The organism is Nocardiopsis ganjiahuensis DSM 45031 (assembly GCF_000341085.1).
GTDB lineage: Bacteria > Actinomycetota > Actinomycetes > Streptosporangiales > Streptosporangiaceae > Nocardiopsis > Nocardiopsis ganjiahuensis.
On the sequence record NZ_ANBA01000001.1, the window covers coordinates 86,530 to 111,270 of the forward strand.

At 72.6% G+C, this 24,741-nt stretch carries 15 protein-coding genes; 5 read left to right on the forward strand and 10 right to left on the reverse strand.

Annotated features, from left to right (window positions below; all coding sequences use genetic code 11):
* Positions 1-21: 21 nt before the first annotated feature.
* Positions 22-2,115, forward strand: a complete 2,094-nt coding sequence (locus D458_RS0100385; RefSeq protein ID WP_017584744.1) for a prolyl oligopeptidase family serine peptidase — start codon at positions 22-24, stop codon at positions 2,113-2,115.
* Between the two features lie 210 nt (positions 2,116-2,325).
* Positions 2,326-2,763 carry a thioesterase family protein gene (locus D458_RS0100390; RefSeq protein WP_017584745.1) on the forward strand — a complete coding sequence of 146 codons (438 nt, stop codon included), beginning with the start codon at positions 2,326-2,328 and terminating at the stop codon, positions 2,761-2,763.
* 72 nt (positions 2,764-2,835) lie between these two features.
* On the opposite strand, the gene D458_RS0100395 is transcribed toward D458_RS0100390, so the two are convergent.
* The 9 genes from D458_RS0100395 to cobT all read right to left on the reverse strand — a co-directional run bounded on the left by D458_RS0100395 (position 2,836) and on the right by cobT (position 18,934).
* Entirely contained in the window at positions 2,836-3,387 is a 552-nt protein-coding gene (locus D458_RS0100395; protein WP_239647855.1) for a globin, read from the reverse strand.
* A gap of 210 nt (positions 3,388-3,597) precedes the next feature.
* Positions 3,598-4,362, reverse strand: coding sequence for an arginase family protein (locus tag D458_RS0100400; protein WP_239647856.1), 765 nt, complete (start codon positions 4,360-4,362; stop codon positions 3,598-3,600).
* A 169-nt stretch (positions 4,363-4,531) separates the two neighbouring features.
* A complete protein-coding gene (ettA, locus tag D458_RS0100405; RefSeq protein ID WP_017584748.1) occupies positions 4,532-6,196 on the reverse strand; it encodes an energy-dependent translational throttle protein EttA in 1,665 nt (554 codons plus the stop codon).
* Positions 6,197-6,436: 240 nt separating this feature from the next.
* Positions 6,437-7,717: a DUF4192 domain-containing protein gene (locus D458_RS0100410; RefSeq protein WP_017584749.1), complete on the reverse strand. Its 1,281-nt coding sequence runs from the start codon at positions 7,715-7,717 to the stop codon at positions 6,437-6,439.
* 109 nt (positions 7,718-7,826) lie between these two features.
* Positions 7,827-9,182: a sensor domain-containing diguanylate cyclase gene (locus D458_RS0100415; protein ID WP_017584750.1), complete on the reverse strand. Its 1,356-nt coding sequence runs from the start codon at positions 9,180-9,182 to the stop codon at positions 7,827-7,829.
* A gap of 671 nt (positions 9,183-9,853) precedes the next feature.
* Positions 9,854-12,730 (reverse strand): GTPase, encoded by a 2,877-nt coding sequence (locus D458_RS0100420; protein ID WP_017584751.1) that lies wholly within the window; start codon positions 12,728-12,730, stop codon positions 9,854-9,856.
* Positions 12,727-14,619, reverse strand: a complete 1,893-nt coding sequence (locus tag D458_RS0100425; RefSeq protein WP_017584752.1) for a dynamin family protein — start codon at positions 14,617-14,619, stop codon at positions 12,727-12,729. Before D458_RS0100425 ends, D458_RS0100420 begins: the two co-directional genes overlap by 4 nt.
* Before the next feature lie 72 nt (positions 14,620-14,691).
* Complete coding sequence (cobA, locus tag D458_RS0100430) at positions 14,692-15,972, reverse strand: uroporphyrinogen-III C-methyltransferase (RefSeq protein WP_040702019.1); 1,281 nt, start codon at positions 15,970-15,972, stop codon at positions 14,692-14,694.
* 415 nt (positions 15,973-16,387) lie between these two features.
* Positions 16,388-18,934, reverse strand: a complete 2,547-nt coding sequence (cobT, locus tag D458_RS0100435; RefSeq protein ID WP_026118856.1) for a nicotinate-nucleotide--dimethylbenzimidazole phosphoribosyltransferase — start codon at positions 18,932-18,934, stop codon at positions 16,388-16,390.
* Between the two features lie 600 nt (positions 18,935-19,534).
* Between cobT and D458_RS0100440 the strand changes: the two genes are divergently transcribed.
* Positions 19,535-20,680 carry a peptidoglycan recognition protein family protein gene (locus D458_RS0100440; protein WP_017584754.1) on the forward strand — a complete coding sequence of 382 codons (1,146 nt, stop codon included), beginning with the start codon at positions 19,535-19,537 and terminating at the stop codon, positions 20,678-20,680.
* Between the two features lie 321 nt (positions 20,681-21,001).
* Positions 21,002-21,577, forward strand: a complete 576-nt coding sequence (locus tag D458_RS0100445) for a GNAT family N-acetyltransferase (RefSeq protein ID WP_017584755.1) — start codon at positions 21,002-21,004, stop codon at positions 21,575-21,577.
* Between the two features lie 32 nt (positions 21,578-21,609).
* Here the strand turns inward: D458_RS0100445 and D458_RS0100450 are convergent, their stop codons facing one another.
* On the reverse strand, positions 21,610-21,897 hold the full coding sequence (locus D458_RS0100450; RefSeq protein WP_017584756.1) for a DUF6504 family protein: 288 nt from the start codon (positions 21,895-21,897) through the stop codon (positions 21,610-21,612).
* Positions 21,898-22,422: 525 nt separating this feature from the next.
* Here D458_RS0100450 and D458_RS0100455 point away from each other — a divergent pair.
* The gene (locus D458_RS0100455; RefSeq protein WP_017584757.1) at positions 22,423-24,696 is read left to right on the forward strand and encodes a serine/threonine-protein kinase; all 2,274 of its coding nucleotides are present in this window, start codon (positions 22,423-22,425) and stop codon (positions 24,694-24,696) included.
* Positions 24,697-24,741: the final 45 nt, after the last annotated feature.

The window sequence follows — 24,741 nt, forward strand, 5'->3', positions numbered from 1 at the left end:
TCGGTGGATAGGGTGCGAAGTATGAGCGAACTCCGCTATCCCCCGGCCGCTCGGCTGGACATCAACGAGACCCTGCACGGCCACACCGTCCGTGACCCCTACCGGTGGTTGGAAGACGCCGACTCCACGGAGACCAAGGAGTGGGCCTCCGCCCAGGACAGCCTGTACAACCAGCTCTCCACCGCCTACGAGACCCATGACTGGTTCGCCGGGCAGGTCCGCTCCCTGATGGGCGCCGGCCACGTCGGGGTACCGGTCTGGCGCGGTGAACGCCGCTTCCTCAGCCGTCGCGCGCCCGGTCAGGAGCACGCGGTGCTCCACGTCCAGGACGGTGACGGCGCCGAGCGCGCCCTGGTCGACCCCGGAGCGCTCGACCCCTCCGGACTGACCACCCTGGACGCCTGGCGGCCCTCCCCGGACGGCCGCCTGCTCGCCTACCAGCTCTCCGAGGGGGGCAACGAGGAGTCGCTCCTGCGCGTCATGGACGTGGAGTCGGGTGAGATCGTCGACGGCCCCATCGAGCGCACCCGCTACAGCCCGGTGGCCTGGCTGCCCGACGGGTCGGCCTTCTACTACGTGCGCCGTCTGCCCGCCGAGGAGGTGCCCGAGGGCGAGAGCTCCTACCACCGCAGGGTCTACCTGCACCGGCTGGGCACCCCTGACGACCAGGACGCGCTGGTCTTCGGCGAGGGCCGGGACAAGACCGAGTACTTCGGGGTCGGCGTGAGCGAGGACGGACGCTGGCTCGTCCTCACCTCCGTCAAGGGCACCTCCTCAGCGACCAACGCCTGGATCGCCGACCTCGAGGAGGGGCCGCTGGAGAGCCCCCGCCTGGTCGGCATCCAGGAGGGCGTGGACTCCGACCTGCGCCCCCACGTGGGCCGGGACGGCCGTCTGTACCTGTTCACCGACCGCGAGGCCCCGCGCGGACGCCTGTGCGTCGCCGACCCGGCCGCGCCCGGGTACGAGAACTGGACCACCCTGGTCGCCGAGGACCCCGAGGCGGTCCTGGAGGGCCACGCCCTGCTGGACGGGGACGAACTGGACTCCCCCGAACTGCTCGTGGCCTGGAGCCGGCACGCGATCAGTGAGATCAGCCGCCACGACCCGGCCACCGGAGCGCTCCGGGGCACCCTGCCGATGCCCGGTCTGGGCAGCCTCGGCGGACTGGGCACCCGCCCCGAGGGCGGCCACGAGGCGTGGTTCGGCTACACCGACAACACCCACCCCTCGTCCGTGTACCACTACGACGCGCGGACCGGGGAGGTGACCCTGTGGGCCAGCCCGCCCGGTGAGATCGACCTGCCCGAGGTCCGCACCGAGCAGGTCGCTTTCACCTCCCGGGACGGCACCACGGTGCGCATGCTGGTGGTCTCCCCCACCGCTCCCGCCGACGGGCCGCGCCCGACCGTCCTCTACGGGTACGGCGGCTTCCAGATCTCCCTCACCCCGGGTTACTCCGCCGCGATCCTGGCCTGGGTGCGGGCCGGGGGCGTGTACGCCGTCGCGAACCTGCGCGGCGGCCTCGAGGAGGGCGAGGAGTGGCACCGCGGCGGCATGCTCGCCAACAAGCAGAACGTGTTCGACGACTGCGCCGCGGCCGCCGAGCACCTGGTCTCCAGCGGGATCACCAGCCCGGAGCGGCTCGCCGTCATGGGCGGCAGCAACGGCGGACTGCTGGTGGGCGCCATGATCACCCAGCGGCCGGACCTGTTCACCGCCGCCGTGTGCTCGGCCCCCCTGCTCGACATGGTGCGCTACGAGCGGTTCGGCCTCGGCCAGCTGTGGAACGTGGAGTACGGCAGCGCCGAGGACCCCGAGCAGCTGGGCTGGCTGCTGGGCTACTCCCCGTATCACAACGTGCGTGAGGGCACCCGGTACCCGGCCACCCTGTTCACGGTGTTCGACAACGACACCCGGGTGGATCCGCTGCACGCCCGCAAGCTCTGCGCCGAGATGCAGCGGGCCACCTCGGCGCCGGTCGGGGAGCGGCCGATCCTGGTCCGCCGTGAGGCGGAGGTCGGGCACAGCTCCCGGTCGGTGAGCCGGAGCGTGGCGCTGACCGCCGAACAGCTCGCCTTCCTCGCCCACCACCTGGGGCTCTCGGTGTCCTGATCCGCCCGGCCGGCTCGGGCCCCGGAGAACAGCGGGGAGAGCAAGGACACAGGAATCGGACATCCCGCTCCGGGGTTCTCCCAAGGCGCCTTTGAGACAATCGTCAGAGGCCAGAGGCGTGTCCCGTCGGTCGCACCGCGCGTGTGACCACGGGACGCGCCCACCCCTGGGTAAGGACATCCGGGAGTACATCGGGAGAGGACGCAGGACGTGACACAGATCGAGGCCGAGAGCCCCACCACCGCCGGGCCCCAGAAGTACGTACACCTGGCCCAGGTGCGCTACGCGGACCTTGACCCCCAGCAGCACGTCAACAACGTCCGGATGCTCACCTACCTGGAGGACGCCCGCGTCGGGTTCCTGAACTTCGGGGTCGGCGGCAGCGACCCCGACACGTTCGGCGCCACCGTCGTGGCCCGCCAGGAGGCCGACTACGTCGCTCCGCTGCTGCCCCGTACCGACCCGGTACGCGTGGAACTGTGGGTGACCGGCGTGCGCAACGCCAGCTTCACCATGGAGTACGAGATCCTCGACGACGAGCGGGTCTACCTGCGCGCCAGGACGGTGCTCGTCGGCTTCGACGTGGCGACGCAGAGCGCCCGACGCCTCAACGACGCCGAGCGCGCGCTCCTGCACAAGTTCTCCTAGCGGCGCGGACCGCGGCAGCACCGGCTCCTGCGGCACCGGCCCCGGTGACGCGGGGTCCGGAGTCCCCGGGGATCAGCGCTTCAGGGAGATGGTGACGGCCTCGCCGTCGTCGTCGTCTCCCGCGTCGCCGCTGTCACGGCGCACCTTGCCGTCGCCGCCCACACGCAGTGAGGTCGGCTCGGCCACCGCGGGGGGTGTGGCCTCCTCGGCGACGTTGACCATGCTGTGCGCGGCCATCACCATGTACTCCCAGAGCTGGCGCTCGAGGACCTCGTGCAGCTCCAGGGAGTCCACGGCGGCACGCATGTGCTCGAGCCACAGGTCGCGCTCGGCCGCGCCGATGCGGAACGGGACGTGCCGCATGCGCAGGCGCGGGTGCCCGCGCTGTTCGTTGTAGGTGCGGGGGCCGCCCCAGTACTGGATGAGGAACAGGCGCAGGCGCTCCTCAGCGGGCCCCAGGTCCTCCTCTGGGTACATGGGCCGTAGCACGGGGTCGTCGGCGACGCCCTCGTAGAAACGGCGGACCAGGAGGGTGAAGGTCTCCTCACCGCCCACGGCCTCGTAGAACGTCATTCGCACGGGCTCTTCGCCCGCGCCCTGGTGGTCATCACGCGCGGAAGTCATCGCGTCCAGGGTATGCCACGTTCACGATCGCTCTCCTGGGCCGCCCGTCCGGGAACCACCACGCGGGCCCCAAAGGCGGGGAACCTCGGTCTCCCGGGTCTCGGGTCTCGGGTCCCGGGCCCCGGGCCCCAGGGCGCCGCCGGACCGCGGCCGGGGTCGGGACCCGGGCAGGTTCCGGGGCAGGCGTCGCGGGCCCCGGGACAGCCCCGGTCAGTCCGGAGCCGCCACCAGCGCGGAGACCAGGCGGGCCCGGGGCCCGTCGTCGGCGTCCAGCTCCTCGTCGGGCCGCCAGGTGCAGCCGATGCTCAGAGCGGTGACCCTTCCGGTGTCCAGGACCGTGCGGACGGCCGCGAGCACCTCCTCGGCCCCGGGGCCGCCGGGGGTGGGGAACAGCAGGCCGGGCGCCTCGGCGGCGTCGATGACGTCCAGGTCCACGTGAAGCAGGAGCGGGCCGTCCGGGAGGGTCCCGGACCCGATGTCGGCGACCTTGCTCCGCCGCACGGCGGAGGCGCGCAGGTACTCCTCCTCCGGAGGGTCGAGGTCACGTCCGTCGACGAGGAGCAGCCGCTCCTCGGGGATGTCGCGCAGTCCCAGCCGATCGGTCGCCGGGTCCGGCCGGTAGCCCGCGAGCACACGCAGCGGGATCCCGCCCTCGTACCCCGACGCGCTGGTCTCCATGGTCTGGACGTCCCCGTGCGCGTCGAACCAGACGACGGCGGGGTCCACACCGGCCCGCTGCACCCCGGCGGTGGTGCCGAGGGCCACCATGCAGTCCGCGGACAGCACGGTCGGGACCCGCCCGGCCCAGACCTGGTCGGCCACACGGTCGGCGACCTCCTCGTGGAGCGCCGCCATCCGCGCCCACCGGTTGGCGTCCGGCAGGTTGCCGCGCACTGTCACCGGCTCCACCCGCAGCGGGAACCGGAAGCCGGGCAGGTACTCGTCCAAGTGGTACGGCACACACAGAATCGTCATGACAGGACCCTAATGACGGACCCGTCCACGCAACAGGGGTTTTCCCACCCTGTGCCTGTACCGGCCTCCGGGCCGTGGGCCGTGGGCCGTGGGGGAACGCGAAGGCCCCGCCGACCGGACGGATCCGGGCGACGGGGCCTGAGCGCACTGCTCCGCTACCGGCCTGCGACTAGTCGCGGGTGAGCTTGCGGTGGGTGACCGCGTGCGGGCGCGCGGCCTCCGGGCCGAGGCGCTCGACCTTGTTCTTCTCGTAGGACTCGAAGTTGCCCTCGAACCAGAACCAGGAGGAGCCGCCCTCCCAGGCGAGGATGTGCGTGGCGACGCGGTCCAGGAACCACCGGTCGTGGGAGGTGATCACGGCGCAGCCCGGGAAGTCCAGGATGGCGTTCTCCAGCGAGCCGAGGGTCTCGACGTCCAGGTCGTTGGTGGGCTCGTCCAGGAGCAGCAGATTGCCGCCCTGCTTGAGGGTGAGCGCCAGGTTGACCCGGTTGCGCTCACCACCGGAGAGCACACCGGCGGACTTCTGCTGGTCCGAACCCTTGAAGCCGAAGGCGGCGACGTAGGCGCGGCTGGGGATCTCGACCTTGCCGACCGTGATGAAGGACTCGCCGTCGGAGATGGTCTCCCAGACGTTCTTGGAGTCGTCGATCCGACCCCGGTACTGGTCGACGTAGGAGGTCTCGACGGTGTCGCCGACGGTGATCTTGCCCTGGTCGGGGGCCTCCTCGCCGACGATCATCTTGAACAGGGTCGTCTTGCCGACACCGTTCGGACCGATGATGCCGACGATGCCGTTGGGCGGCAGCGAGAAGCTCAGGTCCTCGATGAGGATGCGGTCGTCGAAGCCCTTGGTGAGGTTCTTGACCTCGACCACGGTGTTGCCCAGACGCGGACCCGGCGGGATCTGGATCTCCTCGAAGTCCAGCTTGCGGGTCTTGTCGGCCTCGGCGGCCATCTCCTCGTAGCGGGCCAGACGGGACTTGCTCTTGGTCTGGCGGGCCTTGGCGTTGGAGCGGACCCACTCCAGCTCGTCCTTGAGGCGCTTGGCCTTCTTGACGTCCTTCTGCCCCTCGACCTTCAGGCGGGCCTGCTTGGTCTCGAGGTAGGTGCTGTAGTTGCCCTCGTAGGGGTAGAACTGGCCGCGGTCCAGCTCCAGGATCCAGGTGGCGACGTGGTCGAGGAAGTACCTGTCGTGTGTGATCGCGATGACGGTGCCCGCGTACTTGGACAGGTGCTGCTCCAACCAGTTCACGCTCTCGGCGTCCAGGTGGTTGGTGGGCTCGTCGAGCAGCAGGAGGTCGGGGGCCTCGAGCAGCAGCTTGCAGAGCGCGACGCGGCGCTTCTCACCACCGGAGAGCTGGGTGACGGAGGCGTCGCCGGGCGGGCAGCGCAGGGCGTCCATGGCCTGTGCCAGCTGGCTGTCCAGATCCCAGGCGTTGCGGTGGTCGAGCTGCTCCTGGAGCTTGCCCATCTCCTCGAGCAGGTCGTCGGAGTAGTCCGTCGCCATCTGCTCGGCGATCTCGTTGAAGCGGTTCAGCATCCCCTTGGTCTCGGCGACGCCGTCCTCGACGTTCTCCAGGACCGTCTTGCTCTCGTCGAGCCGGGGTTCCTGCGCGAGCAGGCCCACGGTGAACCCGGGCATGAGCCGTGCCTCACCGTTGGACGGCTGCTCGATGCCGGCCATGATCTTCAGCAGCGTCGACTTACCCGAACCGTTGGGGCCCACGACACCGATCTTGGCTCCGGGCAGGAACGACCCCGAAACGTTGTCAAGGACGACCTTGTCGCCGTGCGCCTTGCGCACGTTTTGCATGGTGTAGATGTACTCCGGCATGCCTCCAAGCCTAGAGCGTCGGAAACGGTGCCCCCGCCATCGCGCGAGCCCTTGTAGGGGTCTACCGCGCAGGGGGCGCCCACGCACGCCGTCGCGCCCCCCGCGCGGGGTTCCGGGTCGGCGGATTCGTCACGGGTGGGCGCGGCCGGGCCCGGCGCCCGTAAGGCGCGTGGGTCCGGCGCCCGTAGGGCGCGTGGGTCCGGCGCCCGTAGGGCGCGTGGGTCCGGCGCCCGGCCGTGCTCACATCCGCACCGGTCTGGAGGGGTCCGACTCGCCCTCCGGCTCCGCTTCCTCCTCGCCCCGCCCGTCGAGGCGCTCCGCCGCGAACCCCCGCCAGCGTTCGGCGGGCAGTCCCCACTGCAGGGCACGGGTCATGAGCACCGCCATCGCGTAGTGCGGATCGGCGGCCAGGGACACGTCCAGGGCGGCCCGGGCCAACCCCTGGTCGTCGTGCTGCCAGGCGGCCACGCCGAGCAGTGCGGCCGGGGCCGGGCGGTGGCGTTCGGGGACGTGGCGGACCACCCTCGACCACAGGCGGACGTGGAGCCGGGCGGTCTCCGGGGTGATCCGGGCCCACACCGCGTCGCGCACCCGGAGTTCGGTCAGGTGGACGCCCAGGCGGGCCAGGGTCCCTGGTTCGGTGACCCGGCGCCGCTCCTCCTCGCGCAGTACGTCCAGTACCTCGGGGATCCACCGGTCCGCCGCGGCGGTCCCGGCGTCCTCGCGGCGCTCCTCCTCGGCCGCCGCGGCCTCGGCCACCGCCTCCCGCGGCGCCCCGCGCACGGGGTCCAGGAGGAACCTGATCCGCGCGGAGTCGATCCGGCCGCCCGGGACCATCCCGCGCAGGACCGCCTCGGCCGGGATCCGGGAGGTGTCCGGGTCGAAGCGCTTCCCCTCGGCCGGGCAGCAGGCGGGATCCCGGCAGAGATAGGACCAGTAGCGGTCCCCGGTCACGCGGAGCGCCTCCAGGACCGGCAGCCCTCGGGCACGGGCTTCCCGGAGGAGCGCGTGCACGTGCGGGGTGATGCGTTCCGGTTGGCCGAAACCGGCCACGAGTACGGCGGTGCCGCCCGCGGCCAGTGCCGCGTCCACGGCCGCACCGCCGCTCCGGTCCGGGGTGAGGACGTGGTCGAGGTGGTCGAGTCCGCCGTGCAGGACCCCCTGCACGCTTCCTCCACCGAGCACCAGCGCGACCACCGCGTCGTCCAGGGGGTGGTCCACCAGGTAGGGCAGGGCGGCGAGGAGGTCCGCCGGGGTACGCAGCCGAAGCGGTACGGCAGCGGCTCCGGGTTCCGGGGGCGGGTCGGATCCGGAGAGCTGAGCGGGTGGGTCGGGCGGCTCGGACTCGGAGTGCGGAGCGGCCCCGGAGAGCTGAGCGGGTGGGTCGGGCTCGGAGGGCGAAGCGGATTCGGAGGGCGGATCGGGCTCGTGGACGGTGTCCGGAACGGAGGCCGGAAGGGGATCGGCGGACTCGAACGGGTCGGTGGGGTCAGGGGAGGATCCATGCTGATCACCGGGCATGTCTCCACATTCGGTCACCCGGGGTGAACGCGCAACCGGCTTCCGCGAACCTGTGGAAAACCCGCCCGGAACTCCCCCGCCCCTCCCTGACCTGCACTGTCGCAGCAGGTCAGGAGGGGTCACCCGAGCTGCTCGCGGAGTCGGAGATCTCACCCTCCCGCGGCCCCGGGATCTTCCCGGACACCTCGGGGCGCCCGGCGGGCAGGCACACCCGGTCCCGGCCGGTCTCCTTGGCGCGGTAGAGCGCGAGATCGGCGGCGGTGAGCAGTTCGACGAGGTCGTTGCCGTGGTCACCGACGACGGCCACCCCGATCGAGATGGTGATGGACACCTGGACGTCGTCCACGGCGATCTCCATCCGACCGACCTGGGAGCGCAGCCGTTCGGCCGCCTGCCAGGCCTCGGTGGTGTCGGCTCCGGGCAGCATGACCACGAACTCCTCGCCGCCGAACCTGCCGAGCAGGTCCGACTGGCGCAGCTGCTGGGCTATCGTCGTCGCGACCCCCAGCAGGACCTGGTCACCGAAGAGGTGTCCGTAACTGTCGTTGACCCGCTTGAAGTGGTCGATGTCGACGATGAGCACCGCCGCGCGGCCGCGTGTGGAGCGGGCCCTGGCGATCTCGGCCGCCGCCTCCTGTTCCCAGGTGGGCGCGTTGAGCAGCCCGGTCTTCGGGTCGGTCCGGGCGGCGGTCTGCAACTGCTGGTAGACCAGGCTGCGCTGGAGCAGGAGGACCGGCGGAACCGCGATGACCAGGAGGAACAGGGAAAGCTGGGCGAGAATGGCGACGGTGACCCCGACACATAACTCGACGGAGTCCACCAGGAACGCCTCCCGGTCCCACATGGTGCGCACCCCGTCCGAGCCGCCGCTGAGCCTGGTGCCCATGAATACCAGGATCGTGTTCATGACGGTGAAGCCGGCGCAGCAGAGCAGGGCCAGGATCACGCCGTCGACGCTGATCAGGACTTCCTGTGTGTCCGGGGAGCCGCTGATCCCGGCCAGTAGCCCGACCTGGCTTCCGTGCCAGGCCACCGAGGCGAGGAACCCGGAGACGCCCACCGCGGCGGCGTTGAACACCCGCCGGTGCGGGAGCGTGCGGCTGCGGCGGCGCCTGAGCAGCAGGTAGACCGGGACCGGGATGAGGAGCGAGTAGACCGGGGGCAGCAGGAGCATCGCGGGGAACCACCAGGCCCCCAAGAGGTCCCGGGTGATCCCGGCGGGCAGGTCGATGCGGCGGATCGCCACCACACACACCACGGCGGAGACCACGAGCGCGAAGAAGAGGGTGAGGTCGAAGGGGGTCAGGGCCGTCTGCGCCGCGGCCACCCCGAACAGGAACAACGCGACGAAGACCAGCAGGAGCAGGTAGACGACCAGCCCGAGCGGCTGTTGGAAGATCGGCCAGCTCCGGCGCTCCCCGAGGGGGCGGCCCTCGGCCGCAACCGGCTTCTCCGAGATGCTCACCGCTCCATCCTCCCTCCCTGTTTCACCTTCTGTCTCCGTACCCCTACCGACTCTGATGTGCCCATCGCCTCCCACGGTTCTCCCTTCGACGAACCGGATTCGCCCCGCGTTCCCCCGCGGTACCGCTCGGTGACCAGCGGGGTTTCGCGTCCTCCCTGGTAGGCGCGTGGCAAGCACACCCGAACTACTTTACATTACTTTGGGTAATAACTTAATTGCCGATTGTATGTGCCTTGCAGGCTGAGGCTACCGCAGCCGTCACCCTCTGTTCTAGGGGGGTTGGTTAGCGTCACGAATTAGGGCATCCTGCCAGAGGGCACTGACGGTTTCGGTCAGGAAGCCGACTCGGTCCGTCTGTCGTCGTCTGTCTGCCGCGCCAACCGCTCGATGCCCGTCAGCACTCAGCACTCAGTACTCGAACCGAAGGAGCACCACATGGCCAAGAAGATCGTTCACTGGCTCTAGATCCCCCTCCCTGACACGACCGGGGACGGGCGCCCGTCAGGCTGCCCGTCCCCGGTCACTCCGGGTCGACTGCGGTTCACCCTCAGCCGACCTCTGTCGTTCTTGTGTTCTGCTGTGCGCTGCCTGCGGGCGTCGCGGGCCCGGCAACCGATCCCCGCCCGGGGACCGGCCCGGTCCGCGTCACGTCCCGGAACCCGGCCCCGCGTTCAGTCCTTGGTCCGGGCCACCTCGTAGGCGGCCCGGAAGGCCCGGTAGCGCGCGAGTTCGTTCTCCATCGGGGCCACGACCCGCAGCCCGGCGATCTCTCGGACCCGGCCCTGAGCGGTGCGCTCCACCTCCTCGCGGCGCTGGACGGCGGCGACCTCCACGAGGTTCCCGCAGCCCACCCCGGTCAGCCATCCCACCAGGAGACTGGCCACGACCACGGCTCCCGAATAGGCGATGAAGACCGGGTCGTCGAACATCCGCAGGCCGGTGATGCCACCGCCGATCCAGCTCAGCAGGGACAGCAGGGCCCAGGCGAGCCCCGCCCCGGCCAGGGCGAGCAGCGAGTACTGCACCATCCGGGCCACCCGCCACCACGACGGGCTGCGGTCCGGGTCACCGACCGCCCCGGAGACCGCCTCGCCCAGTTCGCCGGGCAGTTCGGCCATGCCGCTGCGGGCCGCGGCGCGCATGCGGCGGCGCCACGGCCCGGGCAGCCCTTCGGCCACCTGGTCGGAGGCCTCCCCCAGAACCGTCTCGAGTTCGGCCTCGTGCGCGTCGACCGATCCGCCGACACCGGGCTCGTCCCTGCGCAGGAAGTCCAGCTGGACCGCGGCGAGCGGGTCCTTGCGCAGCTTGGCCGCGCGGCGGGCCACCGGCCAGCCGACCCGGCGCTTGCCCCGGCGCACGTCGTTGGTCTCCACCACGTCCGCGACGGCGGTGACGCCGGCGGCCTTGGCCAGGCCCTCCTGGACCCGGGCCCGCACCTGGGTGGACACCGTCTCGGGGAACTCTTCGCCGTAGAACTGCTCGAAGGGCTCGATGACCTGGTCCAGGTCCGCCACCAGGCGGTCGACCAGGGCGCGGCGCTCGGTGACCGTCTCGCTCAGGAACTCGCGCACGTCTCGGATGCCCTGGTCGGTCACGGTGGAGGTGGTGATCACTCTCGGGTGCACGCCCGACTCGGTCTCCAGGAGGCGGCGCAGGTCGGTGAGGAGCTCTTCCAGCTCGTCCGGAGCGACCTTGTCCACCTGGTTGAGGACGGCGACGGTGACCGCCCCGTGCCCGGCCATCTTGGCCAGGTAGCGGTGGTGCACGGCGGCGTCGGCGTACTTCTGCGGGTCGAGCACCCACACGAGCAGGTCCACGGAACCGATGAGCCGGTCGGCCTCGGCGGTGTGCATGCTGCGGACCGAGTCGTGGTCGGGCAGGTCGAGCAGGACCAGACCGGTCAGCTCGGAGTTGCCCGTGTCCAGGACGCTGGTACGCGAGTGGCGGTAGCGGGTGGGCACGCCCAGCCAGCTGAGGAGCGCGTCGGCGCCCTCGTGCCCCCATACACAGGCGTGCGCCTTGGAGGTGGTGGGGCGGGTGACGCCGGTCTGGGAGAGTTCGAGCCCGCACAAGGCGTTGAACAGAGAGGACTTACCGCTTCCGGTCCCCCCTGCCAGGGCCACGACCGTGTGTTCGCCGGACAGGCGCAGGCGCGCCCCGGCGTGGTCGAGCAGCTGACCGGCCCGGCCCAGGACCTCTTCGGGCAGGTCGTCCTTCCCGAGTTCGGTGAGGGTGCTCAGGGCGTCCAGCCGCTCGATGAGCTCGGCGCGGCTGGTGGTGTTGGTGGGCTGCCAGTGGTCGTGGCTGGTGGGACGGTACTCCTCTTCCTCTTCTTCCGGTTCGGAGCCGGAGCCGTCCTCGGCGCGCGCGTCCTCGGCCAGCGGCCCGGTGCCCCGCCCGTCGGCGGCCGCCGGGGTGTCGGCACCGATCGCCCGGAAGGCGCCCGAGACCGCGGAGGGGCCGGGGACCCGTCGGGGCAGGGGTTCGGGGCCGTCGTCGGCCGCGTTGCCGGAGGCCTCCGGGGCCGGTGTCTCCCCGGTGTTCACCGTTGCGGGCTCCGGGGCCCCCACGCCGCCGCCACCAGTTTCGGAGGGCGCTGCGGAGGACACCGCGGAGGGCGTTGAGGCTTCGGTGCGCGCGGTGGCTCCGGTGTGCGCGGCCTCGGCGGCCTCGCCCCGCACCTCCTCCGCCGTCCTCGCTCCCGAGCCGTCCCCGGCTCGCTCGTCCCGGTCGGCGGCGGCCTCGGCGGGCCGGTCGTCGAGCAGGTCACCCCGGTCGGCGGACTCGGCGGTCCGGCCCGCGGTGCGCTGGGCCGGACGTCCACCCTGGTCGGCAGGGCGCTCGGTGTCCGGGGCGACCACGGGGAAGGCGCCGGTTCCGCGCCCGGCGATACGGGTGTCGTCGGCGGCCTCGGTGAGACTGCCGACCCAGCCCGCCAGACCGTCGGGGTCGTCCTGGTCGGTACCGCTCTGGCGGCGCCGGTCCCCGCTCCCGGCCCCGCCCGTGTCACCGGCGGCGGGGGCGGTCGAGCGCGAGTGGCGGCCGAAGCGTCGCTGGCGGGCTTTGGCCGCCTCCGGCGACTCGGAACGGGACTCCGATCGCGCCGGGGCGTCTGCGGCACCCTGAGGGGCCTCCTGGGGCACGCTCTGTGCCGTTCCGGCTCCGGAGGGGTCCGGGTAGCCGGTGATCCCGTCGTAGGCGGGCGGCTCGTAGGCGGACGTCTCCTCGGCGGCCCGCTCACGCTGCTCGGCGTGCTCGGGGTGCTCCGGCACCGGCATCGTGTAGCCGCGCCAGGGACCGCTCTGGTAGGGAGCGGGATCGCGGGGCGGGGCGGAGGGCTCGGACGCCGGGGCGGGGTCGTTCCAGGGACCGCCCGCCTCTGAGCCGTGCGGGCCGGAACCCTGTGCGGGCCCCTGCGTTCCGGAACCCTGTTCCTCAGAACCCCGCGCGACGGGTCCGCTCTCGCGCTCCGCGTCCTCGGCTCGGTTCCGGCCCGGACCGGTGTCCCCCGCGTGGGCGGAGTTCCCGGGGTTCCACTGAGTTGTCATCGTGAGATCTCAAGGTTGTACGTGGCCTGATAGAGCTGGACGGCGCTGTCCTCGGACGGGATACCCGCCGTCGACAGGGCGTGGTCGAAGGGCGCGCGCTCGTGAGTGAGCAGCCCGAGGACCCGCTCGCGCAGGTTCTCCCGCGCGGACCCGCCGATGCTTCGCAACGACTGGGCGCCGAACAGCCCCTTGAGCAGGCGCTGCGGGGATGGTCCGGAGAGGTCGCGCGCGTGGGCGCCGCCCCCGGAATGGGATCGTTCGTAGCCCAGGAGGTCGATGATCAGGACCAGGGCGACGATCTCGTGGTCGAAGGTGACGAAGCGCGCCACCGACCGCTTGGTGGCGCCGTTGGCCGCTGTCATGTCCGCGATCTCGCGCTGCCACTCGGCGATCTCCTGGCGGACCTGTTTGGCGAGCAGCCCGCTACCGGGCTGGTCGAGGGCCTTGTCGGCCAGTTCGGCGCCGCCGGGGACGTCCCGCCAGCGCTGTTCGATCTGCTCCGACGCGCGCTCGTCGGCCGAGACCACCAGGGCTTCCAGGGAATCGCGGACGGCGCGTTCCAGGGCGCTGACCCGCTGGCCGCGTTCGGCCTGTTCGGCCCGGCCCTTGCGGGCCTTCTTGCCGCGCAGGCGCAGGCTCCTGGCGAGTTCGCCGCTGGCCGCGACCTCCTGCCACCGGGCGAGGAGGGAGCCGCGCAGCAGGGTGCCGTCGCCCAGGGCGGTGTCGATGCGGTCGGCCGCACCGGAGTAGGCCTCGTCGACGGCGGCGCCCAGAGCGCGCCCGGTCTCGATCTGTGCCTCGACCCTGCGGGCCAGCTCGGGGACGCGGGTGCGGAAGCTGTCGATGACGCCGATGAAGGTGCGCCGGGAGACCCGGTCGCGCTGTTCGGCCTCGCCGGCCACGTCCGCCAGGTACTCGCGGATGTGGTCGGCGACGTTGGAGGTGAAGCGTTCGCCCTCGATCTGGTCGGTCTCGGGGATCGCGAAACGGGCGGCGTTGCCCAGGCCGTTGGCCTCCAGCATCGCGCCGAAGTGGTCCAGCAGCTGGCGGCGTCCCTTGCGGGGCACCCTCGAGAGCACGACCGCCAGGGAGGTGTCGCGGTCCCGGGCCACCTGGAGGAACTCCCACACGCGCGCGTCCGCGTACCGGCCGCTGGTGGTGACGAACACCCACAGGTCGGCGGCGTCCAGGAACTTGGCGGCGAACTCGTGGTGGGCGGCGACGGCGGAGTCGACGTCGGGGGTGTCGAGCAGGGCCACCCCCGGGGGCATGGCCTCCGTGGCGGCGAGTACCAGCATGCCGTCCTTGCCGGGCATGGCCAGGCCCTGCTGGCGGACCCGAGGCAGGGTCGGGATGAAGGACGCCTCGCTGAACCACTCCACGTCGGCGGGGTTGCAGGCCAGCACCGGGCTGTTGGTGGTGGGCCTGCGCACGCCGGTGGTGGTGACCTGCTCGCCGACCAGGCTGTTCACCAGGGTGGACTTGCCCGCGCCGGTGGAGCCGGCGACGGCGATCAGCAGGGGGATGTCGGGGCGGCGCACCCGGGGAAGGACGTAGTCGGAGAGCTGGGCCAGAACGTCCGCCTGGAGCGCCTTGCCGTCATCGGCGCCGGCGATCCCCTCCGCGAACTCCAGGTCCCGGATCTGCTTGCGCAGGGACTCCAGTACCTGTTCGAAGCGGTCGTCCTCGTTGGCAGGTGCGCGGTGCTTGGCGGGTCCTGCGGGCACGGGGACGGTGGGTCCCCGGCGTTCGCTGTCGGGGACACCGGCCAGGGGCACGGCTTCGGGGCCCGGTGCGGCGGGCGGGGCGGAGGCGGCGTCCGGTCCGGTTCCGAACCGGTCCGATGCACCCTCGCCCGAGGCGTTCGGTGCGGCCGACGGCCGGGTCATGATCGGTATGCCCTCCTCATCGGTACTGGGATTCCCCGTCGGCGCGGCTCGCGTGCACCACCACCGGAGGTCTCACTGAAGATCGCGCCCGGTCGCCATTCGATCGATCTCGAACTGGGCTCCCGTGTGCAGTATGTCAAGATCCCGAGCCGTTTTGACCACTTCTCCGATGATCACCACGGCGGGCGGCCGCACTTGGGCTGAACGGGCCGAGGCGGCGATGTCCGCCAGCGTACCCGTCACTGTCCGCTGACCCGGCAGAGTGGCTTCCTGGACGACCGCCACGGGGGTGTCCGGGGACCGTCCGTGGGCGACGAGGGCGTCGACGATGGCCTCGAGCCGCTGCACGCCCATGAGGGCGACGACGGTTCCGCCGGCGCGGGCCAGCCCGGCCCAGTCCACGGTGGAGCGGCTGTCGTCGGGGGCCACGTGCGCGGAGACGATGTGCACGTCCTGCGCGACCCCGCGGTGGGTGGCGGGGATCCCCGCGCTGGCGGGGGCGGCGAGGGCGCTGGTCACTCCGGGGACGACCGTCACGGGGATCCCGGCGGCGGCGCAGGCCGCGGCCTCCTCTCCGCCTCTGCCGAAGAGGAAGGAGTCGCCGCCCTTGAGCCGGACCACGAACTTGCCCTCCCGGGCGCGCTCGACGAGGACGGAATTGATGTCGTCCTGTGTCATGGAGCGGCCGTAGGGGATCTTGGACGCGTCCACGATCTCGACGTCGGCCGGGAGGCGGTCCAGGAGCGAGGTCGGGGCGAGGCGGTCCACCACCACGACGTCGGCCTGGGAGAGCAGCTGCTGCCCCCTGACCGTGATGAGGCCGGGGTCGCCGGGACCGCCGCCGACCAGGGCGACGCCGCGCAGGCGTTCGCGGCCGCGGCGGGCGTCCAGGGTGCCGTCGGTGAGGCCGTCGACGACGGCGTCGCGCAGACCGGCGGAACGGCGGGGATCGCCCGAGGCGACCACGCCGACGGTGATGCCGTTCGCGGAACCGCTGGCCGGGGTCCAGGCGGAGGAGGCGTGCCGGTCGTCGGCGCGCACGCACCAGACCCGGGAGTCCTCGCACTCCTCGGCGACGGCCGCGTTGACCTCGGGAGAGTCCGTGGCCGCGTGCACCAGCCAGAAGGCGGGGGCGTCGGGCCCGGAGACGTCACCGGGTTCCCAGGGGCGGCGCAGCCAGGTCAGGTGTCCGGCGTCGGCCAGGTCCTCCAGGGCGGCGGAAGCCTCCGGGGACACGAGGGTGACGCGTGCACCGGCCTCCAGCAGGACGGGGACCCGGCGTTGGGCCACCCTTCCACCGCCGACTACGAGAACGTCACGGCCCTTCATGCGCAAGCCAAGGAGATAGGTCACGGATCGCACCCCTTCGGTCGTCCGTGCCGGCCCCCGGCTTCGACGGCGGGGTGCGCGCACGAGACCCGGGGCCCGGCGCGCCGCCGGCGGTGTTCGGCGATTGCTCCAAAGTACCTTGTCAAAGCGGTGTTACGCGGAGGTAAAGGGGTGGGCACAGGAGGGGGTGACGCGTACCGCATCCGCTGCCCGGCCGCCCTTCCCGGGCCACCTGGCCACGAGGGCCGCCCGGATCCCGGCTGACCTGGCCGCCGAGCCGTCCGGCCGCTGCGGCACCGTGTCCGCGGGCCCCGGTCTCCGCGTCACCCGCTCCGCGGCGCCGTGCGGCCCCGCGGGCCACGCACCACGGGACCCCGCCCCTCGTCGGTGGCGGGATCCCGTCGTCTCCTCGGCCCCTCAGGACCCGTGATGCCCGCGCCTACTGGGCGGTGGACACACCGGCCGTGTCGAAGGTGGCGACGTTGCGCAGCGCTCTCGCCGAACCCTGCAGCAGCGGAAGCGCCAGCAGCGCGCCCGAACCCTCGCCGAGGCGCATCTGCAGGTCCACCAACGGGGTCAGCCCGAGGTGCTCCAGTGCCACGCCGTGGCCCGGTTCGGTCGAACGGTGCCCCGCGAAGCAGGCGCTCAGCGACTCCGGGGAGATGGCGACGGCAGCGAGCGCGGCCGAACCGGCGATCACACCGTCCAGCAGCACCGGTACCCGCAGCGCCGCGGCGCCGAGGACGAACCCGGCCAGCGCCGCGTGCTCCAGCCCGCCGAGCGCGGCGAGGGTCCCGATCGGGTCCTCCTGGTCGACCGGGTTGGCCTTCAGCGCCCGGCGGACCACCTCCATCTTGTGCTCGTAGGTGGCGTCGTCGACCCCGGTCCCCCGACCGGTCGCGACGGACGGGTCCGCCCCGGTGAACGCACAGATCAGCGCCGCCGCCGGGGTCGTGTTGCCGATCCCCATGTCGCCGGTGACCAGGCAGCGGTTGCCCGCCGACACCAGGTCCCGGGCGACCTCGATCCCGCTCTCCAGGGCCTGGAGCGCCTGGTCACGGGTCATCGCCGGGCCCTGCGTGAAGTCGGCGGTGCCGCGTGCGACCTTGCGCGGCAGCAGCCCGGCCGCCCTCGGCAGGTCTCCGACCACACCGACGTCCACCACGGTCACCTCGGCGCCGACCTGCTCGGCGAAGGCGTTGACCACGGCCCCGCCGTCGAGGAAGTTCTGCACCATCTGGGCGGTGACCTCCTGCGGCCAGGCGGTCACCCCCTGGGCGTACACCCCGTGGTCGCCGGCGAACACCGCGACCGCGGCGGGCTCGGGCACCGGCGGCGGGCACTCCCCCGCCAGTCCGGCCAACTGCACCGAGATCTCCTCCAGGATCCCGAGGGAGCCCTGGGGCTTGGTCATCCGGTCCTGCCGGTCCCTGGCCTCCTCCACAGCTCGGGCGTTCAGCGCTCCGATGGCGGTGATGGTCTCCTCCAGCAGGGTGGTCGGCTCCTGGCCGGGCAGACCGCGGCGGCCGTAGCGGTCACGGTGCACCGCCCAGGACAGGGGACGTCCCTTGGCCCAGCCGCTGAGGCTGAGTTCGGGTTCGGTGGGGAACTCCTCGACGTAGCCGACGCACAGGTAGGCGACGACCTCGAGGTGGGAGGGGAGTTCGAGGACCCGGGCGACCTCGCGTTCGTCGGCGAAGGCGACCCAGCCGACGCCGAGACCCTCCGCGCGGGCGGCCAGCCACAGGTTCTCGACAGCGAGCGCGGCCGAGTACGAGGCGGGCCTGGAGTGCCGCCCGGGGCTGTGCGGACCCCGGCTGGGGTCGACGGTGACGGCGATGTTGAGCGGGCTCTCCAGCACCGCCTCGACCTTGAGTCCGGAGAAGGCGTGCGCGCGGGTGCCGGGCCGGGTGCGGCCCTGGGCGTCGCGCTCGCCGCGGGCGAGGTCGTGCACCTGCGAGCGGAGTTCGGGGTCGTCGATGACCAGGAAGTCCCACGGTTGCGTGTGCCCGACGCTGGGTGCCTGGTGGGCGGCCTCCAGAACCCGGGTGAGCACGTCGGCGGGGACCGGTTCGGGCCGGAAGCCCGCACGGACGTCGCGGCGTTCGCGGATGGCGCGGTAGACGGCGGCGCGCTCGGCGTCGTCGAAGGCGTGCTCCGTGGCGTTCCAGACGTCGCCGGCCGGCGGCCGGGCGGCCTCCGGCGCGTCCGAGGACTCGGGGGCCTCCTGTGCCTCCGGAGAGCTCGGGGTCTCCGCGGCGTCCTGGGGCGCCTTGGCGCTCAGGGCGTCACGGGCGGCCTGGATGGCCGGGACCAGGCTCGGTGCGGAGGCCTGGGGTTGTTCGGGTTCGGTCCGCTGGTGCGGGCCGGTGTGCTGCGGCTCCGGAAGGGGCGCCGCTGCTTCGTGTGCGTGCACGGTGTCGCTCTGCTTCGGGTCGGTGGCCACGGGGTTCTCGTCCGCTCGGCCGGGGTTCGTGGTGCTCTCGGGCTGCGCGGGCTCGGTGCTCCGGACACCCGCGCGGAAGGGGATGACGTTGGGTCGGGGCACGTGCGCGGGGGTCGTGGGGGCCGGTTCGGGCTGTGGTCGTCCCTGCGGGCCGGGCCGGGCGGGTGACCCGGGCTGTGCCGCGGGTACCGGGGGCTGCACGGAGGCCGTCGGAAAGACCGGGGGCTCCACCGCGGGTGCCGGGGGCCGGGGCGCGGTGTCGGCTTCGGCTTCGGGGCGAGGCGGCTCCGGTGGGGCGGGCGCGGCGGTCGGGGGCTCCGGCGGGGCGGGTGGCGGCTCCGGCTCCTGGAAGGGGCGCCGGAAGGGGTTGTGCGGCGCGGCGCTCCTGGGTTCTCTGGCCTCGGTTCCCTTGCCGCTCTCCGGCAGTCCGTCCAGGAGGCCCCCCAGGCCCGGACCCAGGCCGGGCGTGGGGCGGTTGGCCCGCCACCTGGTGCCCTCCTGCTCGCCGCGATGAACGTCCTCGCGGTCGTCGTTGGTCATGATCGCTCCCCGAAGAAGAGAAGAGGTCTGTGGGCTGCCCGTTTCCACCTGGTCCGATACGGATTCGGACCAGCGTAGTCCGCGGCGTCCGCGCCGCTCACACGGGTCCCCCGACCCGGGGCAGCCTGCCCCGGCCGAAGCGCCGGGGTCCTCAAGTCACCATCAACTGTGCCAGAGTCCGCGTGGGCCCGTGCTGGGTACCGGAGCCGCGGACGGCCACGCGGAACACCACCCGCGCCCCGGGTCCGGTGGACCGGGGCGCACCGCCACGGCACGGCGGGGGTCGCCCCCGGACGCCGACTGCGAGGTCCGGGGCCCGGGACCGGCCCCGGCGTCCCCGTGGGGCCGAAGGCCGTACCGCACGTTCATGGGTCTCCTGTGAGTGGAGTGGTTTTTGTGTCCCGAGTGACCAGTGGGACAGATGCGACCGCGTTGATCCCAGTGCCCCTGGTGACCAAGGGGTTTTCGGACGGGAGCGAAGGTCCGCTACGGCGACCCGGGCCCGCCCGACGAGTGCCTCATGTCACACGCCTGTGGCACTCTGTCCCGGTGCCCGCACCCCCTGTCCCGGGACCCACCCCAGAACGGAACGGATCACCCATGCGACGGCGTACCTTCCTGACCGGTGCCACCACCGTGGCCGGCCTGAGCGCGCTCGCCCCCGCGCTCCTGTCCTCCGCGACAGCCTCCGCCCGGACCATCGGGCAGACCTCCGCCCAGGCCTCCGGGGCCCGCACCGCGCCGAGAGTCCTCAGCGAGCGGGCGACCGCCACCGGTGCTCTCGTGCGCCCCGAACTCCGGTTCGACCTCGTCTCCGTCTCCCAGGCGCCCGAAGCGGTCGCCGAGGGTGCCGCCGTGCGCTTCGAGAGCGAGGAGGGAACCCTGGGCGCCTGGCAGGACCTGCACTTCCACACCGGCGGACCCGAGCACCTGCCGCCGTCGGCCTCGGCCGTGGTACGGGCTCCCCGGGGCGCGGTGGGTTACGAGGTGCGCGGCGCGGACGGCGCGGACCTGGCCGCCGTGAACCTGCACGACGGCGAGGAGCTGCGGTTCGGCGGCGAGGAGCGGGTGTCGATGTCGGCCGAGGACGAGGGGGTCACCACCCTCTCCGGCGGTTCCGTGCTGCGGCTGCGCACCCGCGCGGGCTGGGGCGCCGACGAGTCACTGCGCTTCGACGAGGACGGCAACGACCTGTGGCCCGCCGAGTTCCACGAGGTGCAGGCGCTGACCGTGCACCACACGGCGATGGCGACCTCCGGCGACCACGCCGCCGACGTCCGCGCGGTGTACCACCTGCACGCCGAGGAGCAGGCCTGGGGCGACATCGGCTACCACCTGCTGGTCGACCCCGAGGGTGTGGTCTACGAGGGCCGCCACTCGGGCGGCGGCGTCCCGGTCTTCCGCCGGCTGCCCCTGCCGGGGCGGGCCGAGTCGGTGACGGCCGGGCACGCCTTCGGGTTCAACCACGCCAACATCGGCGTGTGCCTGCTCGGTGACTTCACCGACGAACTCCCCACCCGGGCCGCGCAGGACTCGCTGGTGGACGTCCTGCGGGTGCTGTGCGCGCTGACCGGTGTGGACCCGGCCGAACGGATCGTGTACGTGAACCCGGCCACCGGTGCGCAGACCCCGCAGGAAGCGGTGGCCCGGCACCGGGACTGGCTCGACACCGAGTGCCCGGGCAACGCCTTCGCCGAGGTGTTCGACACGGCGATCCGCCAACGGGTCGTCGACGGTCTGCTCTGAGCCGGGCCCCGCCGCCCGGGGGCATCCTCCGGACGGGTGGTCCCTTTCCGGGCCGGTGGGACCTTCCGGACCGGCAGGCGTCCCCCGCTCGGGAGAGCTCGGGGAACGGCTCCGCCACCGCGGCCGACGGAGAGAAGTGCCACGGTCGGCGGGAGAACGCCTGGGCGGCGGGGCGGCGGTGACGGGGCTGCGGAGGTGTTCCGGCGCTCCCGCAGCCGACGGACGTGGGACGACCCGTTGTCGGACACGGCGGCGGGGCGCGTATCGTGATCGCACCCCGGCGCCGTACCAGCCGTTCGAAGCACAGAGGGAACACCCACGATGACCCACGTCCAGAGCGCTCCGATCATGCCCGCGGTCATTCTGGAGACCGAGCGCCTGCGTCTGCGATCCCTGCTCGAACGCGACATCGACGACGTCCACACCTCGTGTGTGGACCCCGAGATCCAGCGGTGGATCCCGCTCCCCGCCCCCGGGAAGACCTACACCCGTGCGTCGGCCGAGGACTTCTGCCTGAACGTCGCCCCGGCCATCCGCACCGGGGGCGACGGCCAGCACTGGGCCGTGGTGGAGAAGGAGAGCGGCCGGTTCGCCGGTTCGGTGGCGCTGCTGCGCACGCAGTGGCCCGCCATGGTCACCGAGATCGGTTACTGGATCTCTCCGTGGGGCCGCGGAAAGGGGTACGCCGCCGAGGCGGTCGTGGCGGTCTCCCGCTGGGCCCTCGACCAGGGGTTCCAGCGGGTGGAGCTCAAGGCGGCCGTGGGCAACACGGGGTCGCGCAAGGTGGCCGAGGCCGCCGGGTTCGTCTCCGAGGGTGTCGAGCGCAACGCGATGCCGCTGCACGCGGGCCGTTCCGACCTGGCGGTGTACGGACTCATCCCCGCCGACCTCGTCTGAGGCACGGGGCAGCGGCTCCGGTGCGTGCGGGCTCAGCCCCAGACGCGGGAGAGCAGCCACTCTCCGGTCGTGGTGTCGTGGCGGAGCTCGTACACCCCCTGTGCGTAGGCCGATCCGGCCTCCACCCGCCAGTGTCTGCGCTCCGGCACCTGGGAACCCGAGCCGGGCGTCCAGTCCCTGCGCAGGGTGACCCAGTGGTCGATGATCCTCCGTATCCCGTACACCCTGCCGTTCCAGGTGAACCGGATCGGCCTCCCCTCGGCCTCGACCACCGCGACGTCCGCCCCGTAGTACCGCCCCACGACAGTTCCCCCCAGCATCGACCGACTCCTGTTACCTGGTGTCCGGCCTCGTACGAGGGCACGCCGCCGGAGGGCCCGCCCGTGGGGAAGTACGGCCAGGCATTCGAACATGTATTCGAATACTAGCGAAATCAGCGGTTCCGTGGAACTGTTTCCGCGTCTCGGCCATCCCCACCTGTGACACCCGTCCGCCGCGGGAGCCGAACGGCCGACCGAGCCTGTGATCGTACGTCCGTTCATCCGCCCCTCGGCCCAGCGCGCCCACGGCGGCATCGGTACGCTGGCCGCCCCCGGCCGGTCCGGATCCTCTTCGAGGGCTTCCGCCCGGACGAGACCCCCAACGCCTGCCCCGGGGCGCCGCTACCGCACCCCGCCCCCGCCCCGGCCACCGACCCGCACCGGCCCACGAACCCCGACCCAGAAACCCCAGTTCGGACCCGCTCCCCGCCCGGGACGGCCGAGTACAGCCAGAACGCGTCGGCGTATCGACATCGGTACGCTGTTAGGCGCGAATCACACGATCCATACGAGGGACCCCCAACTGTGACGTCCAACGGACACGAAAGCGGCAAACCCCTGCGTGCGGGGGACCCGCGCGAACTCGACGGTTACCGCATCGTCAGTCGCCTGGGCCGCGGTGGTATGGGCACCGTCTACCTCGCCAGGGACGCCGCCGACCGCTCCGTGGCCGTCAAGCTGATCCATCCGGACCTGGCCGACGACGAGTCCTTCCGGCTGCGCTTCGCCCGTGAGGTCGCCTCCGCCCGCAGGGTCGCCCGCTTCTCCACCGCCGGGGTGATCGACGCCCGCCTGGAGGGCGAACCCCTCTTCATCGTCTCCGAGTACGTGCCCGGCCCCAATCTGGACGAGGCGGTCCGCGGCGGCGAGCCGATGCACGGTGGGACCCTGGAGGGCCTCGCGATGGGGGTGGCGGCGGCGCTCACCGCCATCCACGGTTCGGGGATCGTGCACCGCGACCTCAAACCCGCCAACGTCCTGCTCTCCCCGGTCGGCCCCAAGGTGATCGACTTCGGCATCGCCCGCGCCCTGGACGACGCGGGCGGCGCGGTCACCCGTTCCAGCCAGCTCATGGGCACCCCCTCCTACATGGCTCCCGAGCTGATCCTGGGCGAGCAGGCCACGGCCGCGGCCGACATCTTCGCCTGGGGCTGCCTGGTGGCCTTCGCCGGGACCGGCAGAGCGCCCTTCGACGCGGCCACGGTGCCCGCGGTCCTGCACAACATCTCCTCGGCCGCACCCAAGCTGGAGGGGCTCGACCCGAACCTGCTGGACCTGGTCGGCGGTGCACTGGACAAGAAGCCGGAGAACCGCCCCACCTCCAAGCAGCTGCTGGCCCGGCTGACCGGCCAGGAGGACCCGGAGGAGTCGGACATCCGGCGCACGATCACCACCTCGTGGGCTCCGCCGAGCAGTCCCCCGGTCCCCGGGCGGGCGCCCGGAGACACCGACCCGGAGCTCGGGGAGCACGCCTCGGGCGGGGCCCCGACCCCGCCCGGGGGACGGCCGTCGGCGCCCTCCGGGCCCGCGGAGGCCCCGGCCCACCCCGTGTTCCCCCGGTCGACGCTGCAGCAGGCGCCCCCCACCCAGCAGATGCGGCCCCAGTCGGCGCAACCGGTGCCCCGGACCCAGCAGATGCAGGCACCCTGGCCGGGGCAGGCGAACCCGCAGGAGCCCTACCCCCACCCGAACTCCCCGCAGTCCGGCCCGCAGCAGGGCGGCCACGGCGCACCGAGCGGCGGCTACCCGCCGGTCGCCCAGTACCAGCAGCACCTCCATCCCCAGCCCGGACAGCCCTCTTACGGACAGGCGGAGCACGGCCCGCAGGGACAGGCCCCGTACGGCCACTCGCCGTCCCACGGGCAGCCCGCCCACCCCGCTCCCGACGGCCCGGGCGGCCCCGGCACTCCCAACGGCCCGGGCGGCCCGGGGCAGTACCCCGGGGCGCCGCGCGGCAAGGGCTCGGGCGGCCGCCGCAGGCTGGTGCTCATCGGCGGGGCGGCGGTCGCGGTCCTGCTGGTCGCCGGTGTGGGCGCCACCGTTGTGCTCTCCGGCGCGGACGCCCCGCCCGAGGAGACCACCAGCATCTACGTCACGGACTTCGCCAACGACGACGGCTGGTCCAGCCTCCGTTCCTTCGACCCCGACCGCCCCGAGGACACCGACGGGTACTGGGCACAGCAGAGCGCCCTGATGCTCCAGCTCGACCCGGCCATGAGCCCGTCCCGCGGCGAGGTCTCCCCCTACGACCGGGAGACCCCGGACCGCGTCCTCATCAGCACCGACATGGCCCCGCTGCAGGGCCCGGCCGAGAGCAGCCTCGGGGTGCGCTGCTGGGACCAGGAGGGCGAGGAGGAGCGCACCATGTACGAGGGACTGGTGCGCTTCGACGGCGAGCAGGCACAGATCCGCAGGGTGACGGAGGAGAGCGGGGACGCCCCGCTCGCCGAGACCACGGACGTCAAGGGCTTCGAGACCTTCGACCTCTTCGCCGAGGACCCCGGGGTCGAGGGACTGCCCTACGACGTGAAGGTGGACGACCTGCTCACCAACAACCTCCAGTTCTCCTGCGAGTACGTGGCCGAGGACGGCGACAAGCCCTACATGGACCTGCGCATGTGGGTCAACGGCGAGCTCGTGCTCTCCGCCACGGACCCGCAGCCGCTGCCGGACGACAGCGAGCTCGACACCGAGGACCGGCGCCGGGTCGGCGTCGTCATGCGCTCCGGTGCGAGCACCGAGCCGGTCGCCTCCGTCTTCACGAACTACGCTCTGCACAGGATCGACGTCGACGGCTGATGCCGCCGTGGGACCGCCCCTCCGGCACCGGCCCGGCGCCCAGCC

What these genes read in the sequence shown, in the direction of transcription:
- D458_RS0100385 (WP_017584744.1), top strand. Translation starts at nt 22, where the DNA reads ATGAGCGAACTCCGCTATCCCCCGGCCGCTCGGCTGGACATCAACGAG.
- D458_RS0100395 (WP_239647855.1), bottom strand. Translation starts at nt 3,387, where the DNA reads ATGACTTCCGCGCGTGATGACCACCAGGGCGCGGGCGAAGAGCCCGTG.
- D458_RS0100400 (WP_239647856.1), bottom strand. Translation starts at nt 4,362, where the DNA reads ATGACGATTCTGTGTGTGCCGTACCACTTGGACGAGTACCTGCCCGGC.
- ettA (WP_017584748.1), bottom strand. Translation starts at nt 6,196, where the DNA reads ATGCCGGAGTACATCTACACCATGCAAAACGTGCGCAAGGCGCACGGC.
- D458_RS0100410 (WP_017584749.1), bottom strand. Translation starts at nt 7,717, where the DNA reads ATGCCCGGTGATCAGCATGGATCCTCCCCTGACCCCACCGACCCGTTC.
- D458_RS0100420 (WP_017584751.1), bottom strand. Translation starts at nt 12,730, where the DNA reads ATGACAACTCAGTGGAACCCCGGGAACTCCGCCCACGCGGGGGACACC.
- D458_RS0100425 (WP_017584752.1), bottom strand. Translation starts at nt 14,619, where the DNA reads ATGACCCGGCCGTCGGCCGCACCGAACGCCTCGGGCGAGGGTGCATCG.
- cobT (WP_026118856.1), bottom strand. Translation starts at nt 18,934, where the DNA reads ATGACCAACGACGACCGCGAGGACGTTCATCGCGGCGAGCAGGAGGGC.
- D458_RS0100440 (WP_017584754.1), top strand. Translation starts at nt 19,535, where the DNA reads ATGCGACGGCGTACCTTCCTGACCGGTGCCACCACCGTGGCCGGCCTG.
- D458_RS0100445 (WP_017584755.1), top strand. Translation starts at nt 21,002, where the DNA reads ATGACCCACGTCCAGAGCGCTCCGATCATGCCCGCGGTCATTCTGGAG.
- D458_RS0100450 (WP_017584756.1), bottom strand. Translation starts at nt 21,897, where the DNA reads ATGCTGGGGGGAACTGTCGTGGGGCGGTACTACGGGGCGGACGTCGCG.